We start from the raw sequence: 17695 nt of genomic DNA on the forward strand, positions 1-17695 counted from the left end.
TCCGCTCCGCGTTCGTCGACGGCCGTCAGCCGGGACGGCAACCGGTTCGTGGTCATGTCCTGGCCTCCTCGCTGCGGTCCGCGAGCGCGCGGTCCAACCAGGAGCGCAGCTCCGGCACGGGCGCGGCACCGGCCTGCCGTGCGACGACCTGACCTTCCTTGAGCACCAACAAGGTCGGCACGGCGCGCACGGTGAACCGCTCGGACAGCATCGGCGCCCGATCGACGTCGACCTTGACGAGTTTCAGCTCGCCGGCCTTCTCCGTCGCCAGCTGCACCAGGGCCGGGCTGACCATGCGGCACGGCCCGCACCACGTCGCCCACAGGTCGACGAGCACGGGAAGCGTCGCTCGCTCGGCGACCTCCGCGAAGTCGTTGTCGCCGGCGTCCACGATCCACGGCAGCGGCTCGTGGCAGTTGCCGCACCTCGGCCGACCGGCGGCCGCCGGCGGCAGCCGGTTGCGGTGTCCACAGTGGCCACACACCACCGTGGTCATGCCGCCGCCACCGCCCCGAGCCGCACGGCGAGTTCGCCGTCCTCCGCATCCACCGTCACCACCTGCCCGTCGGCGAGTTCGCCACGCAGCAGCGCTCGGCCGATCCTGGTCTCGACCTCGTGGGAGATGAACCGTCGCAGCGGTCGGGCCCCGTAGACCGGGTCGAAGCCACGGCCGGCGATCAGCTTGCGGGCCGCCTCCGTCAGTTCGATGAACACGCCCTGCTCGGCCAGCCGGTCGCGCAGTTGCCCGAACTGGAGTTCCACGATCCGTTCGATCTCCGGCCGTCCCAGCGGCGTGAACAGGACGATGTCGTCGACCCGGTTGAGGAACTCCGGCCGGAAGTGCCGGCGTAGTTCGGCGAACACCGCGTCCCGGGCATCCGGCTTGATCTCACCGGTGGCGGTGACGCCGTCCAGCAGATGCTGCGAGCCGATGTTGGAGGTCATGATCACGACGGTGTTACGGAAGTCGACGGTGCGGCCCTGCGCGTCGGTGATGCGACCGTCGTCGAGGACCTGCAACAGCGTGTTGAACACGTCCGGGTGCGCCTTCTCGATCTCGTCGAACAGCACCACCGAGTACGGCTTTCGGCGGACCGCCTCGGTGAGCTGGCCGCCCTCGTCGTAGCCGACGTAGCCGGGCGGCGCGCCGAGCAGCCGGCTGACCGTGTGACGTTCCTGATACTCGCTCATATCCAGCCGGACCATGTTCTCCTCGCTGTCGAACAGCGCCGCGGCCAGCGTCTTGGCCAGCTCGGTCTTGCCGACCCCGGTGGGGCCGAGGAAGACGAACGAGCCGATCGGCTTGCGCGGATCACGGATGCCCGACCTGGCCCGGATGATCGCGTCGGCGACCAGCCGCACCGCCTCGTCCTGACCGATCACCCGCTCGTGCAGGATCTCGTCCAGGCGCAGCAACTTCGCCCGCTCGCCCTCGCGGAGTCGGGCGACCGGAATGCCGGTCCAGGAGGCGACGATCTCGGCGATCTCGTCCTCGGTGACCACCTCGCGCAGCAGCCGCGCGCCGCCCTGCTTGGCGGCCAACTGCTCCTCCTCGCCGGTCAGGCGGCGCTCCAGCTCGCGGATCTGGCCGTAGCGCAGCTCCGCGGCGCGGTTGAGGTCGTAGTTGCGCTCGGCCTCCTCGGCATCGTGCCGCAGCCGTTCCAGCTCCGAGCGCAGCTGCTGCACACGGCGGATGGCCTGCCGTTCCGCGCTCCATTGGGCGGTCTTGGCGTCCGCCTCCGCGCGCAGGTCGGCCAGTTCTCGGCGCAGGTCGGCGAGCCGGGTCCGGCTGGCCGGGTCGTCCTCCTTGGCCAGCGCGGCCTCCTCGATCTCCAGCCTGGTCACCCGCCGGGTCAGCTCGTCCAGTTCGGCCGGCATGGAGTCGATCTCGGTGCGCAGCCGCGCGCATGCCTCGTCCACCAGGTCGATCGCCTTGTCCGGGAGGAACCGGTCGGTGATGTACCGGTGTGACAGCGCGGCCGCCGCGACGAGCGCGGAGTCCTGGATCTTGACGCCGTGGAACACCTCGAACCGCTCGCGCAGCCCGCGCAGGATGGACACGGTGTCCTCGACCGTCGGCTCGTCCACCAGCACCGGCTGGAATCGGCGCTCCAGTGCGGCGTCCGGCTCGACGTGCTTGCGGTATTCGTCCACCGTGGTCGCGCCGATCATGTGCAGTTCGCCCCGGGCCAGCATCGGCTTGAGCATGTTGCCGGCGTCCATCGCGCCCTCGGTCGCGCCGGCGCCGACCACGGTGTGCACCTCGTCGACGAACAGCAGGATGCGGCCGTCGGCGGCCTTCACCTCGGCCAACACGGCCTTGAACCGCTCCTCGAACTCCCCGCGGTACTTGGCGCCGGCCACCAGGGCACCCATGTCCAGCGAGAAGATCGTGCGGTCGCGCAGGCCCTCCGGCACGTCACCGCGCACGATCCGCTGCGCCAGGCCCTCCACGATGGCGGTCTTGCCCACGCCCGGGTCGCCGATCAACACCGGGTTGTTCTTGGACTTGCGGGAGAGGATCTGCACCACCCGCCGGATCTCCGCGTCCCGGCCGATCACCGGGTCGAGCTTGCCGGCCCGTGCGTCGGCGACCAGATCGCGGCCGTACTTGTCCAACGCCTCGTACGCGCCCTCCGGGCTGGCCGAGGTGACCCGCTGGTTGCCCCGGATCTCGGTGAGCGCGGTGAGGAACTTGTCCCTGGTCAGTCCGGCGTCGGCGAGCATCCTTCCAGCCGGTCCGTCGTCGAGCAGCGCCAGCAGCAGATGCTCGACGGAGACGTAGGAATCCTTGAGGCGCTTGGCTTCCCGGCCCGCCGACTCGAGCAGCCCGGCCAGCCTGCGGGTCAGGTAGACCTGCCCGGGGGTCGCGCCCGGTCCGGTCACCTTCGGCCGGCGGCCCAGTTCCTCCTGCACCGCCGCGCGCAACCGGGACACGTCGACGCCGGCCCGTTCCAGCAGTCGGGGCGCCAGGCCGTCGGGCTGGTCGAGCAGGGCGAGCAGCAGGTGCTCGGCGTCGGTCTCGGTGTGCCCCTGCCGGGTCGCGACGGCCTGCGCGTCCCGCAGCGCCTCCTGCGACTTCTCGGTCAGTTCGCTCATGTCCATCGCTGTTGGCTCCTGACTTGGGCTTCCAGCACCCTGATCCGGTCGAGCAGGTCGAGCACCAGCCCGATCGCCGCGTAGTTCAGCGCCAGACCGTCGCGCAGCCGCTGCACGCGGGCCAGCACCGGCACCGTCGCCGGTGGGAACCACAACCGCCCGGACCGGTCGGTCGTGCTCTCCACCAGACCCAGCGCGGCGTAGCGGCGGACCAGGTCCGGATGCAGCCCGCTGCGCGCGGCCACCGTCTCGGCGCTGAGCACCACCGGCCGGACGAGTTGGTATGCGGCCATCAGGTCCTCCTTGGGGTGAACTCGGACACCGCGGCGAGTTCCTCGAAGAGTTCGCGCTCACGCCGGGTGAGGTGCTTGGGCACCATCACCCGCACCTCGGCGTACAGGTCGCCGGCCGTGCCGCGTGGATTCGGCATGCCCTCGCCGCGCAGTCGCAGCCGCCGGCCGCTGGACGATCCGGCGGTCACGCGGACCTTCACCTCGCCGCCGGGCGTGGTCACCGGCACCGTCGAGCCGAGCGCGGCCTCCCACGGCGTCACCGGCAGTGTGAGGTGAATGTCCCTGCCGGACAATCGGTAGCGCGGATGCGGCCGGATCCGGACGACCAGGTACAAGTCCCCGGCCGGCGCGTCGCCCGCGCCGCGCCCACCCTCTCCGGCGAGCCGAATCCGTTGTCCGTCAAGGACTCCCGGCGGCACCGTGACGTCGTACTGTCTGTCGGTGCCGGGCAGCGTCAGCCGCCGGTGTCCGCCGCGGTACGCCTCCTCGACGGTCAGCTCGAGCACGGCTTCCTGGTCGGCGCCGGGAATCGGCCCGCGGCCACGGAACAGTCCGCTCAGCAGGTCCTCGATGTCGATGCCCTGGAAACCTTGTGTCGCTGAGGTTCCGCGCGGCCGATCGGCGTCCACGGCAACCCGACGGAAGTCCGCGCCGAACTGGTCGTACCGGCTGCGCTGCGCCGGATCGGACAGCACCTCGTACGCCTGGCTGACCTCCTTGAACCGGTCCTCGGCTCCCGGGTCGGAGTTCACGTCCGGGTGGTACCGGCGGGCCAGTCGCCGGTATGCCCGCTGGATGTCGTCGGCCGTCGCGTCTCGGGCAATGCCGAGCGTGTCGTAGAAGTCGGTCGCCACGGGCCATCACTCCCGGGTCCTGGCCACCGCGACGGCGGCCGGCCGCAGCTCGTGGCCGCTCTCGCCGTAGCCCGGCCGTACCACCCGGACCACGCTGTTCGGTTCCGCCTCCGCGTCGTCGACCACGGCGACCACCTCGTGCCGGCGCGGGTCGAACGGCACGCCGGTCTCGTCGTCGCGGGGATATCCCAGCGTGGCGAGCATCTGGAGCGCCTGGTCCCGGATCGAGCGAACACCGTCCAGGATGCTGCTCGGGTCGGCATCGGCGTGCGCGAGCGCCAGCTCCAGGTTGTCCAGCACCGGCAGCCACGCCGCGGCGACCCTAGCCCGTTCGGCGGCCGTCGCCCGTCCCAGCTCGACCGCGTGGCGCTTGCGCAGATTGTCCAGTTCCGCCATCGCCCGGCGCCACCGGTCCTCGAGATCCTCGATCCGGGCCTGTGAGGTCGGGGCCGGCGCCTGCGGGCGCGCGTCGGCGCCGGCCCCGACATCGGCCGCGGTGGCAGCGTGGTCCGCCGCGGCGCGCTCCGAATTGGTCATGCCGTCCCTCACGCCCGGTCGAACTCGGCGTCGACCACGTCGTCGCCGCTGTCCGACGAGGTGCTCCCGCCGTCGCCGTCGCCGTGGCGGGGCGCGCTCAGCGACGCGTGCACCTGCTGCAACTCCGAGGTCAGCGACCGAACCTGGTCCAGCGGCGCCTCCGACTTGACTGCGTCACGGGCCTGTTCCACCAGCAGTTGCGCACGGGCCCGCTCGTGTTCGGGTGTGCTGTCGGTGAGGGCCCGCTCCACCTGGTACGCGACGGTGTCGAGGGCATTGCGGGCGTCGACCTCGGTGCGCAGCCGTTCGTCGTCGGCGCGGTTGCGCTCGGCCTCGCTCACCATGCGCTCGATCTCGGCCTGGTCCAGGTTCGAGCTCTCGCTGATGGTGATGCTCTGCTGGGCGCCGGTGTCCTTGTCCTTCGCGGTGACGTCGAGAATGCCGTTGGCGTCGACATCGAAGGTGACCTCGATCTGAGGCTCGCCACGCGGCGCCGGTCGGATGTCGGTCAGCTGGAACCGGCCGAGAACCCGGTTGTCCGCCGCACGCTCCCGTTCGCCCTGCAGCACCACCACGTCCACCGCGGGCTGGTTGTCCTCGGCGGTGGAGAACACCTCGGTACGGCGGGCCGGGATCGTGGTGTTCCGCTCGACGATCTTGGTCATCACCCCGCCACGGGTCTCCACCCCCAGCGACAGCGGCGTGACGTCGAGCAGCAGCACGTCCTTCACGTCGCCCTTGAGCACGCCGGCCTGCACCGCCGCGCCGAGCGCGACGACCTCGTCCGGGTTCACGCTCATGTTCGGGTCCTTGCCGCCGGTGAGCCGGCGGACCAGGGCCTGTACGGCCGGGATCCGGGTGGAGCCGCCGACCAGGATCACCTCGTCGATGTCGTCGGCGGTGACCTTGGCGTCGGCCATCGCCCGCTTGACCGGTTCGAGACAGCGCTCGACCAGGTCGCGGGTGATCTCCTCGAACACCGACCGCATCAGCGTGGTGGTCAGGTGCTTGGGGCCGTCCCGGTCGGCGGTGATGAACGGCAGGTTCACGCTGGTCTGGCTGACCGAGCTGAGCTCGACCTTGGCCTTCTCGGCGGCCTCGAACAGCCGCTGCAGCGCCTGCGGGTCGGAACGCAGGTCGATGCCGTTGTCGCGCTGGAACTGCTCGGCGAGGTGGTCCACGATCCGGCGGTCGAAATCGTCGCCGCCGAGGTGGGTGTCGCCCGCCGTGGACCGCACCTCGACGACGCCGTCGCCGACGTCGAGCAGGCTCACGTCGAACGTGCCGCCGCCCAGGTCGAACACCAGCACGGTCTCGTGGCCCTTGTTGTCCAGTCCGTAGGCCAGCGCCGCGGCGGTCGGCTCGTTGATGATCCGCAGCACCTCGAGGCCGGCGATCCGGCCGGCGTCCTTGGTGGCCTGCCGCTGCGCGTCGTTGAAGTACGCCGGCACGGTGATCACGGCCTCGGTGACCTTCTCGCCGAGCGCCTTGCCGGCGTCGTCGGCGAGCTTGCGCAGCACCTGTGCGCTGATCTCCTCGGGCGCGTACAGCTTGCCGCGGACCTTGAACCGGACCACGCCGCCGTCGCCCTCGACCACGTCGAAGCCGACCGCCCGTGCCTCCTCGGCGATCTCGTCGAACCTGCGTCCGATGAATCGTTTGGCCGAGTAGATGGTGCCCTTGGGGTTGAGGATCGCCTGGCGGCGGGCGAGTTGGCCGACCAGCCGCTCGCCGGACTCCGTGTAGGCGACCACCGACGGGGTGGTGCGCGAGCCCTCCGCGTTGGGGATCACGGCGGGCTCGCCGCCCTCCCACGCGGCGATCACCGAGTTGGTGGTGCCCAGGTCGATGCCGACGGCCCTGGCCATCACCGACCCCCGTCCATCCGGGCCAGCAGGGCGCGCGCCCGGTCGGCCACGTCGGCGTCGGCGACCACCTGGTAGCGACTCGGCACCATCGCGCGCACGGAGGCGAAGTCCCGGCGGCCGCGCTGCAGCGCGTGCGCGACGAGACCGAAGACCGCGCCCAGCACCGCGCCGATGACCAACCCGTACGCGGCCAGTGTCAGCGACGCGACGATCGGTGCGACCCAGTTGAACAGTCCGAACAACCAGCCGATCAGCACGCCGGTGAACGCCCCCGAACCGGCCCCGCGCAGTGCGGCGCCCCCGTAGTCGACCCGGCCCACGATCTGTTCGACCAGCTGCACGTCGGTGCCGACGATGGCGACCCGCTCGACTGGGAACTCGTGATCGGTCAAGTACTCCACCGCCCGTTCAGCGTCGCCGTAGGCGGGGTATTCGGCGATCGTCGTGCGGTATCCGCTTTCGTGCTGGGGTGTGGTGGGCGCAGGCGCGCCCTGCTGCGCGGCCATCTTCACTCCTTCTAGGCGTGTGCCGGCTCGCGGGAACCGGTCTCGATGGTGTGGCGTTCGGCGGTGTCGTGACCGATCTCCACCCGACGGGGCTTGCTCGACTCGGCGACCGGCACGGTGATCATGAGGACACCTCGATCCACGTTGGCGGACAGCTTGGTGCTGTCGAGGTTGTCGCCAAGGAACAGTTGCCGGCTGAACTCGCCCTGCGGCCGTTCGTCGATCACCAGCTCGTCACCGTCCGCGTGCAGCGGGCGGCGACCAGCGCGCACGCTCACCACGTTGTGCTCCACGGTGACGTCCACATCGGCCGGGTCGACGCCGGGAACGTCCAGCGCGACCACGAACTCGTCGCCCCGGCGGAACGCCTCCATCGGCATCGCCCGGGCGCCGCGACCGAAGGCCTGCTCGGTCAGCCGGTCCAGGTCGCGGAACGGATCAAAACGCATCAGTGTCACGGTGTCACTCCTTGGTTGTCCGCGTCGGGTCTGTCGCCGGTAGCACTGCTCACGTCCGCGTTTTCGTTGCCTTCTCTGGCTTCTCGCTCCGGGCACGGCACCTGCGGCAGTGACAACCCTGGCACCGGAACGGGGGTGGCCGCCTGCGCCTGCGAGGTCGAACTTCCGGTGCGTGATCACCCTGCCGGGTCGGGTTGCGGCGAGTAGGGTCCTAGGTGAGGGGCGTACGGAGGATCGCGATCTCGGTGCATGGCCAAGGCGGGCCGGGCGGCTGGTGGCAACAGCAGCTGGCGGGCGTGGCCGGACTGCTCGCGATCTCCACGATGATGTTCGACGGCCGGGAGGTCGACGCCATCGTCGAGCTCGCCGTCACCGCCGTGCCGTCGCTGGGCGCCGGTGAGGTGGTGGCCGTCTACGTCGTCGCGGACGGCCTACTGGAGCCGGTGCCACGCGGTCCGGCGCTGGATCCCGAGCTGGACCGGCACGTCCGCGACCTGGGCGAGGCCGGCGGCGAGATCGTCATGGCGGACGGCATGTGGCGCTGGGCCTATCCGCTGACCGGGCTGGGCGGCGACATCGGCCGTCTGGTGGTGAAAGCCGCACACGGCCCGTCACCGGATGAGGTCTTCCTGCTCAGGGCACTTGGGCAGCAGCTGGCCGGCGCGCTGGCGAATGCCTCGCTGCGCCGCCGCGAGCGGGCCCACATCGACGACCTGCACGATCTCAACACGGAGCTGTCCGCGGTGGTCGCGCGGCTCGAACGGCGGACCGCCGTGCACGACGAGCTCAACCGCGTGTCCGCCTCCGGCGCCGGCGACGCGGGCATCGCCGACGCGCTGCACCGGTTGACGGCGCTGCCGGTGGTGATCGAGGACAAGTTCGGCAATCTGCGCATGTGGAGCGGACCGGGGCGACTGGACCCGTATCCCAAGCCGGGCGCGGCTGAGCGCACGGAACTGCTACGGCAGGCCGCGACGACACCGCACCCGGTCCGGGTCCGCGATCGGGTGGTGTCCGTGGTCCGGCCGCGCCACGAGGTGCTGGGCGTGCTGGCGCTGATCGACCCGGCCGGGACCGTCGGCCGGCACGAGATGTTCGCTCTGGAGTACGCCACCACCGTGCTCTCGCTGGAACTGGCGCACCAGCGCAACCTGGCCGAGGTCGAGCTGCGGGTGCATCGCGAGCTGGTGGACGACCTGATCGCCGGCGTCGACGACGACAGCGTGTACGCCCGCGCCGACGCTGTCGGCTACGACCTTCGCGGCCCGCATCACGTCGTCGTACTGCGCTGGTCCGGGCCGACCACCGACGAGGCCATCGGTCAGATGGTGTCCGCGCTCGGCCTGCGCGCGCTCTGTGCGCGCCGGTCCGAGGCCACGGTGTTGATCGTGTCCGGCCGCCCGGACGGCGACGCGATGCATCGCGTCCTGGCGGAAGTGCTCGACAGCCCGGACGGTGCCATCGGCATCGGTGGTCCCTGCGACGGCCTGGCCGACGTCCCGCGGTCCTACCGCGAGGCGAGTCGGGCACTGGACATCCGGCGGCATTCCCGCGCCCCCAACGGCGTCACCGCGTACCACGAGCTGGGGGTCTACCGATTGCTGGACACGGGGCAGAACCGTGTCGAGATTGTGGCTTTCGTCCGGGAATGGCTGGGGCCGCTGCTGGACTACGACCGCCACAAGCGCGCCGACCTGGTGCGAACGCTGTTCCACTACCTCGAATGCGGCGGTAGCTACGATGAGACGGCGGCCGCGCTGACCATCCACCGCAGCACACTGCGCTACCGCCTCGGCCGGATCCGGAAGATCACCGAGCTCGATCTCAACGATGTCGACAGCAGGCTCAACCTGCACGTGGCGACCCGTGCCTGGCAGGTGATGCGCGAGATGGAGTGAACGGAAAGGCGTGGATGGCCAGCGAGGCGAGCGCAACCGCGAGGCCGGAGCGCATCTCGATCGACGAGATCCGTGGGCACTGCTGTGCGGGGTGCTGCTGGGGAACCCCTACTACCAGCCGCCGGACCACTACGCGGTCGGCCGGCTCAGGGGCGGGCCGTGTCGAGCGGCACGTCGCCGGACCGGACCAGGCCCAGTTGTACGGTCTGCCGGCCGACCACCGCGTCGACGGCCCAGTCGACCAGGATTCGCGCGCGGTTGCCCGGCATCGCCGCCAGGTGGTAGCCGCGCGTCACCACCGCTGCGGGCAGCCCGGACAGCGGGACGCCCAATGGATTGGCCGCCGCCTGCAGCCCGCCGAAGTCGACGACGAAGCCGAGGTCGTGGTGCCGGTACTCGCCGGCCCGGCCGTGTCCCAGCGACGCGGCGACATTGCGCCCGGCCAGCCGGCCCTGCCGCGTCGCGTGTTGTGCGGTCATCGCCGTCAACTCGCCCTGCCTGGTCAGGTCCGGCACCGCGGCGCAGTCCCCGCAGGCGAAGATCTCCGGATGCCCGGGCACGGCGAGCGTGGTGTCGACCACGAGCCGGCCGCCCTGGGTCGGCAGACCGGTGGCGTCCGTCAGCGGATCCGGTCGCACGCCGACGCACCAGGCGAGGGTCCGGCTGGGGATGAACTCGCCGGTGGTCAGCAGGACACCCTCGCCAGTGGCCTCCCGCACGGAGGTTCCGGTCAGCACCTCGACCCCGCGCCGGCGCAGCAACCTGTCCGCCGCGCGGGACAGCCGCGGATCCAATTCCGGCAACACCTTCGGGGCCACGTCCACCAGCAGCCAGCGGATCCGCTGGCTGCTCAGGGCCGCGTAGGCGCCGGCGACCGCCGCGGTGAACGGCGGCCCCTGCGCGGCGACTTCCGTGCCGGTGTAGCCGGCTCCGACCACGACGAACGTGCAGCGGGCGTCCCGCAGCGCCGGGTCCTGTGTCGCGCCGGCCAACTCGATCTGCCGAATCACGTGATCCCGCAGGTACAACGCCTCCGCGATGCTACGGAAACCGTGCGCGTGCACACCAACACCCGGGATGGGCAGCAGCTTGTTCACGCTTCCGGCGGCCAACACCAAGCGGTCATAGCCGACAGTATGTGAGCTGCCCTCCGGATCGGTGTAGGTCAGTTCGCGTCGATCGACCGACACCTTGTCGGCCGTGCCCAACGCCAACCGCACCCGTGGCAGCGCCTTGGTCAGCGACACCGCCACCCGACGCGGATCCAGCGCGGCCGCCGCCACCTGCGGCAGCAGCGGCAGGTAGAGGAAGTAGTCGGTTTTGTTGACCAGCACCACCTCTGTGTCCGGCGGCAACGCACGGATCAGCGCGCGGGCCGCGTTGAAGCCGGCGAAGCCGCCGCCGACGATCACGATCCGCTTCGGTGTGCCCACACCCTTCACCCCGCTTTGGAGAGCTCGACGCAAGGGGACGGAGTACCCGGTCCAGCCGGGACAAACCCGACCGGACGTCGGCTCTGCCCTGTCGCACCGGATGTCGGAGACCATGCGGTTCATCCACAACGGTCTGACCTGTTCGGACGTCGTCTTCGGCAGGCGCACCGCTGTAACGGTCGTCATTCGGTTCGCGCACCGGTGCCGGCGCCCGGCACCGGACGCGAGAACATGCTGTACAGCCACCACAGCGACGGGATCAGGATCACCGCGCCGACGGCCAGCACGATCAGCACGGACGCCAGGACGCTGTCGGTCGCCGCCGAGGTGCCGACGGTGACGTCGGGCTCCAGCATGGTCGGGTACTGTGCGGCGCCCCAACCCCACAGGATGGCCACGACCGCCGCCGCCGCGACCAGGCGGGCAATGCCGTAGCGGCGCCACCACAGCAGCGGGAACTCGGCGATGCCGGCCACGGCGGAGAACACCACCAGCGGCAGCGCCCGGCCGGTGAGACCGGCGAACAACAGCGGAGCGTCGGCGCGCAGGATCCAGATTCCGGCCAGCGCGACGACGCCGGTCGCCACGCCGGTGGCCAGGGCGCGGGCACGAAACGCCGCGGCCACCTCGGGTTCGCCAGCACGAACGGCGTCGGCGCACAGATACACAGCCGCCAGATACGCGCACGCCAGCACGGCGAGCACGCCGCCGAGCAGCGAACTGGGCCCGGTCCAGCTCGTGACCGGGTTGCCGGCCGCCACGCCCAGCGGCACGCGGCCGGAGGCGACGGCGCCGGCGACCGTGCCGAGAAAGAACGGCGTGAACACCGATGAGAGCGCGAACAGGCCGCCGAACAGTCGTCGCAGACCCGGCTGCTCGGTCACTTTGCGGAACGCGAACGAGGAACCCCGTGCGATGATGCCCAGCGCGGCCAATGTGAGCGGAATGTACAAAGTAGACATCACCGCGGCGAAGACAGTCGGGAAACACGTCCACAGCAGCACCACCACGAAGATCAGCCACACGTGGTTGGCCTCCCAGACCGGCCCGATGCTGTGTTCGACTCGCCGCCGCTGACGGTCGTCGCGGCCGGCGAGCAGGTCCCATGCGCCGCCCCCGAAGTCCGCCCCGGCGAACAGCCCGTAGCAGCTCAAGCCGATCCACATCGCGGCGAGACAGACATCGGCCAGCATCGGATTCCCTTCACGTCACGGGGTAGCTTTCGACGTCCCGCTCCTGCGGCGCGGTCGGCACCGGCGTCTGTCTGGCCAGCCGGCGCATCACGTAGACCACGGCGACGGTCAGGCCCGCGTAGACGACAAGCACCAGCCACAGCCCGGCCATCAGCCCCGGTGCCGGGTTCACGGCGTCGTGCACGCTCATCACGCCCTGCACCACCCACGGCTGCCGCCCCTCCTCGGTGACGGTCCAACCGCATTCCAGCGCGACCACCGCCGCCGGACCGGCTATCGCCCCCAAAACGAGGAACGCACGATTCGGAACCCCTCGCCACCACCGTGCTGCGGCAAACCACACTCCCAGCGCCAGCAGGAAGAATCCGACGCCGACCATCAGATCGAAGGACAGGTGCACGCCCGTCACCGGCGGCCACAGGTCCCGGGGCACGCGATCAAGCCCGGTGATCACCGTGTCCGGGTTGGAGCCGACCAGCAGCGACAGGCCGTCCGGGATCTTCACGCCGTAGTCGAGCTGCCCGTCGGCGGCGACTCCCCCGACGGTCAACGGGATGTGCGAGCCGGTGTGGTAGACGCCCTCGATCGCGGCCAGCTTGGCCGGCTGGTACTGGGCGACGAACCGTGCCGCGTAGTCGCCGGCGACGATCTGGAATGGGGTCACCACCGCGCCGACCGCGAACGGCAGGACAAAACCGATGCGGTGGTATCGGTCCCGGCGGCCGCGTAGCAGGGCCACCGCATAGACCGCGGCGGTGAGGAAGCAGGCGACCATGATCGCGGCCAGGATCATGTGGATCGTCTCCGGCGGGGTCGCCGGGTTGAACATCGCCGCCCACGGCTGCACGCCGACGACATGGCCCTCGCGCAGCGTGAAGCCCTGCGGCTGGTTCATCCACGCGTTCGCGCTGACCACGAAGAAGGCCGAACAGATGCCGGCGATGATGATCGGCACACCGGTCAGCACGTGCCGGCGGGGCGGCAGCCGGTCCCAGCCGTACAGATAGATACCCAGGAAGATGGCCTCGACGAAGAACGCGATGCCCTCCATGGCGAACGGCAGCCCGATGACCTGACCGAATCGGCCCATCAGCCCCGGCCACAACAGCCCCATCTCGAAACTGAGGATCGTGCCGGATACGGCGCCGACAGCGAACAACACGCCCATGGCCCGCGCCCAGCGCCGGGCCAGCAGCCGGTAGCTCCGGTCACCGGTGCGGATCCCGCGCCACTCGACCAGCACGGTCAGCAGCGGCAGGCCGACGCCCAGGCAGGCGAGCACGATGTGCCAGGCCAGGGAGAAGCCCATCTGGGCGCGGGCGGCCGCGAGGTCGTCCGGTCGCACGACGGCGAGCGCGTTCGACACCATGGGCGCAGGCTGCCCGCACGATGCCGGGGCAAACGCGTGGTGCTCAATCGGCGGCGAACTGCTCCCGGCGCTTGCGTTGGCGATAGCCGTACGTCGCCCTGAGCACCGCCTCCTCGCTCTCCAGGCGAGCGCCGAGCGCGCCGGCGATGGTGGCCACCGACGCGGCCAGCCAGGCCAACCGCAGGTGGTCGAGCAGGCTGAGCGGATGGCCGATCTGGCGCTGCAGGACTTCCGGGTCGAGAAGCAGGGTGGCTCCCGCCAACACCAGCGCGAACAGTGCGGCGTACAACGCGAGGACACCGCACACCAGCGTGATGACCGTGGTGAGGTTGTACAACACGGCCCGGCCGCGGCCCAGCGCGTCGTCCGGGCGTTCCCACAGGCGGTGCCGCGAGATCAGCCAAGCGACCATGGCCGACAGGGACAGCAGCATCACGGCGAGCAGCCGCAGCGGATGCGACTGGATGCCCAGCTGCCAGATGGTCGGGCTTATCATCGTGTAGGCGCCGGTGCCCAACGCGGCGACCAGCACACTGGACAACCCGATCGCCAGCCGCCATGGCCGGTTGGCCCGCACCATGCCGGCGATCATGCGTAGCCGGCCGAAATGCCCCGACGCGATGAACCGCACCCCGATGTCGTCGGTGGGCGTCTCGATCCGCCGCGCCAGGCTCGACAGCGGGCGCGGCCGGCCGACAAGTTCGCCGACCAGCGCGGTGACCGTGTCGGCCACCTTGTGGCGGAGTCCCCAGCCGCCCATCGCAGGCAGCGAGGCGACGGCCAGCCCGTCCTGCGCGCTGGCGTCGGCGATGATCGGGTCCGTGCCGGCACGCCGCGGCAGGTCGGTCAGGCACACCCACAGGTCGCACCGGTCCTTGACGACCTGCCCACGGACCATGCCCACGACGTGTCGGACGCTGCCGTGCTCGTCGGCCGCGAACTGATCCCGCACCAGCATCACCCGCCAGCGCACGCCGCTGTCCACCCGTCGCGCCAGCAGTTGGGGCAGACGGTCGGCCAGCGGCTCCGCGAGCTCGGTGGCCAGGCCGGGATCGGCCAACAGGCCCAGTAGGACAGTCCGTTGCGCAGGCACACCGGTTGACTACCCGATGCAACGCCGGGTACTCAGCGGCGCCGGTTGAATGACGGGAGCCCCTCTCTCTCCTCGGTCTGCTGCGGGCTGGGCCAGGGAGGATCGCCGTCATGGTTGTCCAGCACGTCGAGCAGGTGCTCACGATCTACCAGGCCGCCCGGCCTGGGGACCGCTGAGACGCGGGTCATCCTTCGTAACCCGGCCTTTCCGGACCGCTGACTACCGGGCGCGGCAGGCACGTGCGCCTCGATGACCCGCGCTTGCGCAACACCGACTTCTGCCGCGCCTCAACGGCCCGGTCATCAACCCCAGCGAGATCCACCGCCCGCAGGCGCAGAACACCATCCCCCGCAGCAGGTAGGTCCGCTGCGTCTCGGGATGGCGCTGGACGCCTGCACGGCCGAGCCCGACTCACCTTCGGCGCAGTCGCTGCGACTCCTGTCCAGATGGGCGGCGAACCCGCAAGGCCGGCATTGTCAGTTGTAGCGGCTGAGTTCGGCGAAGAAGCCGTCGATCCGCTGGAGGCGGCCACGCCGCGCGGCCTCGTCGTAGACGAACTTTCCGACGGCAAGGTCCAGGACTCCGAGGCCGAACGGGGAGAAGACGAGAGGCTTGCCGGGCCGCGGCGTGACGGCACCGGTGAGCACGTCGTAGAGGGTGGCGTCGACGAAGTCGCGAGAGCCGGTGAGCTGTTCGGCAAGGTGCGGCGAGGTGTTGGCCTTGAGGCAGTGATCGACGTCGTCGAGGACGTTGGTGGCGGCCAGGATGACCTCGGGAGCCAGGTCCCGGAGCGACAGGTGGAGCACCAGCGGGTGGTGGGCGAACCACGAGGGGTCATGCACGTGCGGCGTGGCGGCGGTGGTGGCGAACACGACGAGCCCGGCCTTCTCGATGGCGGACCGGGGATCGGTGTGCACGGTCACCGAGTCGGCATGGATGTGCTCCCGGAACCGCCGGGCGTAGTCGGCGGACAGGTCGTACACGCCGACCTCGTCGAACTCCCAGCCGGTGCCGACCAGGAACTCGTGGACGTAGCGGGCGATCAGGCCGGTGCCGAAGTAGGTGACCCGGCGCGGGCGGTCGCCGCGGGCCAGGGTGGCGGCGGCCAGCACGGCGGAGGCGGCGGTCCTGGTGGCGCTGATGATGGAGCTTTCCAGGCAGCCGAAGGGATAGCCGGTCTCCGGATCGTTGAGGACGAGCACGGCGGACGCGCGCGGCAGGCCGGTGCGGATGTTGGCGGGGAAGCTGGAGATCCACTTGATGCCGTCGACGGCGATGTCGCCGCGCACGGAGGCCGGCAGCGCGATGGTGCGGGCGCCGGGCCGGTCCGGGTAGGTCAGGAAGTAGCTGGGCGGATTGACGGTCTGCGCCCGGCCGTGCAGCCGATAGGCGTGCTCGACCACATCGACGAGCTCCCGGTGGCGATCGCGCAGCATTTCCTGGACGACCGCGCCACCGATGACTGAAAACGTGGGTGTGCCCATTTCGCCTGCCCCCAGTGACGTCTTTCCCGGCCAATGGCGACCAGTCTCCGGCGCCGGAAATCGACGGTCAAGCGTATGCGCGGTCTTTCAGCGCTGGCTTCAAGCGCCGGGTCGGCCGCTTGATCGACACGTCAGTAGACTGTGCGGACGGCGAGAAACAGGTTAGCATTACACCTGTAAGTCAGAACTAACATGCCGGATCGGAGGCCGCGGTGACCAGGGAGCAACTGCTTGCCGTGCTCGCCGCCGTCGGCCACGAGCAGCGCCTGCGGATCATCGTGGAGCTGGCCCGCAACCGCCTGCACGTCAGCGAGCTGGCCCGGCGCCTGCAGCTGTCCCGCCCGCTGCTCTACATGCACCTCGAGCGCCTGGAGAAAGCCGGCCTCGTCACCGGCAGCCTGGAACTCTCGCCGCAGGGCAAGGCGATGAAGTTCTTCGAGCTCACACCGTTCGACCTGCATCTCACCGTGGACACCGTGCTCGAGGCGATGGCCGACGACGGCGACGCCGAGACCGAACTGGGGGAATCCAACGTGAAGGGGAGCACGACATGACCGGCGCCATCGTCGCCATCGCCATCGTTCTGATCGTCATCGGCGGCATCACCGCGGGCGTCGTCTCGTACTTCCGGCTCCAGCGCCACCGCGCGGACGCCATCGCCATGGCCAGCTACCGCAAGCTCGCCGAGCAGGCAGTGGCCAACCAGGAGGCGCTCCAGGCCGAGCTCGCCACCGTGGCCGCCCGGCTGGCCTCGGTGGAGGAGTTGCTGCGGAGCGTGGAGTGAGCCGGGCCGCGAGCGCGGTCCGGCTGCCCCTGACCCGCGCGCCGTGGGCGGCCACCGCGTACCTGGGCAGCTATCTGGCGCTCGGTCCCGCGCTGTTCGTGGCGACGGTCGTGGTCGTCGCGGTTGCCTGTGTCCTGAGCATCAGCTGGCTGGGTTTCCCACTGTTGGTGGGCGCGGCGGGCATCGTGCGCGGCTGCGCGGACATCGAACGCTGGCGTACGCGGCTGGTCGCCGAGCCGATCACCGGCGGCTACCTGGCCGTCGGCGACGCCGGCGTGTTCACCCAGCTCAGAGTCAGATGGACGGACCCGGCCACCCGCCGGGACTGCGGCTACCTGATGGCGCTCATGCCGGCGTTGCTGTTACTGGACGCGGCGACGATGCTGCTCTGGCTCACCCTGCTGGCCGGCATCACGGTGCCGCTGTGGTTCTGGACGATCCCGCAGACCTGGCCGGACGGCCGGACCGAGCACGGGTTGCACATCGCGCCGCTGGGAATCTGGCTCGGCGATCTGCCGAGCGCCCTGGTCTTCGCGGCGGTCTGCGTCGTGCTCGCCGCCGCCGCGAGCCACCTGGTGGTCGCCGTCGCCGCCCTGCACGCCCGGGTGGCGCGCGCGCTGCTCGGGCCGGCCACCGACCCGCTGGCGGCGGCGAAGCGGGTGCTCGCCGAGCCGGGCCCGCTGCCGCCGTGGCGGCTCGACCAGCGAATTTCACGGAGCACTTAACGACGTAGCCCACGCATTTCCCCGAATCTATGCTATTCCCGCACGGCACACTCGCCACTCGCATCGCACGCGAATTGATTGCGATCTCGGGAATGGACAAT

At 70.6% G+C, this 17695-nt stretch carries 17 protein-coding genes; 4 read left to right on the forward strand and 13 right to left on the reverse strand.

What is annotated here, in order from left to right:
* Nucleotides 1–52: 52 nt before the first annotated feature.
* From trxA to BCF44_RS16850, 8 genes are read right to left on the reverse strand one after another with little or no spacing between them, the layout of a single operon-like run.
* Nucleotides 53–496, reverse strand: a complete 444-nt coding sequence (gene trxA / locus BCF44_RS16815; protein WP_116175221.1) for a thioredoxin — start codon at nucleotides 494–496, stop codon at nucleotides 53–55.
* Entirely contained in the window at nucleotides 493–3105 is a 2613-nt protein-coding gene (gene clpB / locus BCF44_RS16820; protein WP_116175222.1) for an ATP-dependent chaperone ClpB, read from the reverse strand. Before clpB ends, trxA begins: the two co-directional genes overlap by 4 nt.
* Nucleotides 3096–3392 carry a chaperone modulator CbpM gene (locus BCF44_RS16825; RefSeq protein ID WP_116175223.1) on the reverse strand — a complete coding sequence of 99 codons (297 nt, stop codon included), beginning with the start codon at nucleotides 3390–3392 and terminating at the stop codon, nucleotides 3096–3098. The genes clpB and BCF44_RS16825 overlap by 10 nt, the downstream gene beginning before the upstream one ends.
* Nucleotides 3392–4246: a DnaJ C-terminal domain-containing protein gene (locus BCF44_RS16830; RefSeq protein WP_116175224.1), complete on the reverse strand. Its 855-nt coding sequence runs from the start codon at nucleotides 4244–4246 to the stop codon at nucleotides 3392–3394. Before BCF44_RS16830 ends, BCF44_RS16825 begins: the two co-directional genes overlap by 1 nt.
* Nucleotides 4247–4252: 6 nt before the next feature.
* Nucleotides 4253–4783 (reverse strand): nucleotide exchange factor GrpE, encoded by a 531-nt coding sequence (locus BCF44_RS16835; protein ID WP_116175225.1) that lies wholly within the window; start codon nucleotides 4781–4783, stop codon nucleotides 4253–4255.
* Between the two features lie 8 nt (nucleotides 4784–4791).
* Nucleotides 4792–6651 carry a molecular chaperone DnaK gene (dnaK, locus tag BCF44_RS16840; RefSeq protein WP_116175226.1) on the reverse strand — a complete coding sequence of 620 codons (1860 nt, stop codon included), beginning with the start codon at nucleotides 6649–6651 and terminating at the stop codon, nucleotides 4792–4794.
* Entirely contained in the window at nucleotides 6651–7157 is a 507-nt protein-coding gene (locus BCF44_RS16845) for a general stress protein (RefSeq protein ID WP_116175227.1), read from the reverse strand. The genes dnaK and BCF44_RS16845 overlap by 1 nt, the downstream gene beginning before the upstream one ends.
* A gap of 11 nt (nucleotides 7158–7168) precedes the next feature.
* Nucleotides 7169–7615 carry an Hsp20/alpha crystallin family protein gene (locus BCF44_RS16850; protein WP_116175228.1) on the reverse strand — a complete coding sequence of 149 codons (447 nt, stop codon included), beginning with the start codon at nucleotides 7613–7615 and terminating at the stop codon, nucleotides 7169–7171.
* A 245-nt stretch (nucleotides 7616–7860) separates the two neighbouring features.
* On the opposite strand from BCF44_RS16850, the gene BCF44_RS16855 reads away from it, so the two are divergent.
* Nucleotides 7861–9513: a PucR family transcriptional regulator gene (locus BCF44_RS16855; RefSeq protein ID WP_246015161.1), complete on the forward strand. Its 1653-nt coding sequence runs from the start codon at nucleotides 7861–7863 to the stop codon at nucleotides 9511–9513.
* A 146-nt stretch (nucleotides 9514–9659) separates the two neighbouring features.
* Here the strand turns inward: BCF44_RS16855 and BCF44_RS16860 are convergent, their stop codons facing one another.
* The 5 genes from BCF44_RS16860 to sbnB form a co-directional block, all read right to left on the reverse strand.
* The gene (locus BCF44_RS16860; protein ID WP_246015163.1) at nucleotides 9660–10946 is read right to left on the reverse strand and encodes an NAD(P)/FAD-dependent oxidoreductase; all 1287 of its coding nucleotides are present in this window, start codon (nucleotides 10944–10946) and stop codon (nucleotides 9660–9662) included.
* Between the two features lie 182 nt (nucleotides 10947–11128).
* Nucleotides 11129–12139 carry a cytochrome d ubiquinol oxidase subunit II gene (locus tag BCF44_RS16865; protein ID WP_116175229.1) on the reverse strand — a complete coding sequence of 337 codons (1011 nt, stop codon included), beginning with the start codon at nucleotides 12137–12139 and terminating at the stop codon, nucleotides 11129–11131.
* A 10-nt stretch (nucleotides 12140–12149) separates the two neighbouring features.
* Nucleotides 12150–13508 carry a cytochrome ubiquinol oxidase subunit I gene (locus BCF44_RS16870; RefSeq protein ID WP_116175230.1) on the reverse strand — a complete coding sequence of 453 codons (1359 nt, stop codon included), beginning with the start codon at nucleotides 13506–13508 and terminating at the stop codon, nucleotides 12150–12152.
* A gap of 43 nt (nucleotides 13509–13551) precedes the next feature.
* Entirely contained in the window at nucleotides 13552–14601 is a 1050-nt protein-coding gene (locus tag BCF44_RS16875) for a hypothetical protein (protein WP_147328511.1), read from the reverse strand.
* A gap of 476 nt (nucleotides 14602–15077) precedes the next feature.
* Nucleotides 15078–16085 (reverse strand): 2,3-diaminopropionate biosynthesis protein SbnB, encoded by a 1008-nt coding sequence (sbnB, locus tag BCF44_RS16880; protein ID WP_116175232.1) that lies wholly within the window; start codon nucleotides 16083–16085, stop codon nucleotides 15078–15080.
* Between the two features lie 212 nt (nucleotides 16086–16297).
* Between sbnB and BCF44_RS16885 the strand changes: the two genes are divergently transcribed.
* Genes BCF44_RS16885 through BCF44_RS16895 form a run of 3 tightly spaced genes read left to right on the forward strand, consistent with a single transcriptional unit; the run spans nucleotide 16298 to nucleotide 17594 of the window.
* The gene (locus BCF44_RS16885) at nucleotides 16298–16639 is read left to right on the forward strand and encodes an ArsR/SmtB family transcription factor (protein ID WP_116175233.1); all 342 of its coding nucleotides are present in this window, start codon (nucleotides 16298–16300) and stop codon (nucleotides 16637–16639) included.
* Nucleotides 16636–16869 (forward strand): hypothetical protein, encoded by a 234-nt coding sequence (locus BCF44_RS16890; protein ID WP_116175234.1) that lies wholly within the window; start codon nucleotides 16636–16638, stop codon nucleotides 16867–16869. Before BCF44_RS16885 ends, BCF44_RS16890 begins: the two co-directional genes overlap by 4 nt.
* Complete coding sequence (locus BCF44_RS16895; RefSeq protein WP_116175235.1) at nucleotides 16866–17594, forward strand: sensor domain-containing protein; 729 nt, start codon at nucleotides 16866–16868, stop codon at nucleotides 17592–17594. The genes BCF44_RS16890 and BCF44_RS16895 overlap by 4 nt, the downstream gene beginning before the upstream one ends.
* Nucleotides 17595–17695: the final 101 nt, after the last annotated feature.

This window comes from Kutzneria buriramensis, assembly GCF_003387475.1.
GTDB lineage: Bacteria > Actinomycetota > Actinomycetes > Mycobacteriales > Pseudonocardiaceae > Kutzneria > Kutzneria buriramensis.

Bases quoted from the DNA above. Each gene is read 5' to 3' on its own strand.
- trxA (WP_116175221.1), bottom strand. From the start codon at position 496: ATGACCACGGTGGTGTGTGGCCACTGTGGACACCGCAACCGGCTGCCG.
- clpB (WP_116175222.1), bottom strand. From the start codon at position 3,105: ATGGACATGAGCGAACTGACCGAGAAGTCGCAGGAGGCGCTGCGGGAC.
- BCF44_RS16825 (WP_116175223.1), bottom strand. From the start codon at position 3,392: ATGGCCGCATACCAACTCGTCCGGCCGGTGGTGCTCAGCGCCGAGACG.
- BCF44_RS16835 (WP_116175225.1), bottom strand. From the start codon at position 4,783: ATGACCAATTCGGAGCGCGCCGCGGCGGACCACGCTGCCACCGCGGCC.
- dnaK (WP_116175226.1), bottom strand. From the start codon at position 6,651: ATGGCCAGGGCCGTCGGCATCGACCTGGGCACCACCAACTCGGTGATC.
- BCF44_RS16845 (WP_116175227.1), bottom strand. From the start codon at position 7,157: ATGGCCGCGCAGCAGGGCGCGCCTGCGCCCACCACACCCCAGCACGAA.
- BCF44_RS16865 (WP_116175229.1), bottom strand. From the start codon at position 12,139: ATGCTGGCCGATGTCTGTCTCGCCGCGATGTGGATCGGCTTGAGCTGC.
- BCF44_RS16870 (WP_116175230.1), bottom strand. From the start codon at position 13,508: ATGGTGTCGAACGCGCTCGCCGTCGTGCGACCGGACGACCTCGCGGCC.
- sbnB (WP_116175232.1), bottom strand. From the start codon at position 16,085: ATGGGCACACCCACGTTTTCAGTCATCGGTGGCGCGGTCGTCCAGGAA.
- BCF44_RS16890 (WP_116175234.1), top strand. From the start codon at position 16,636: ATGACCGGCGCCATCGTCGCCATCGCCATCGTTCTGATCGTCATCGGC.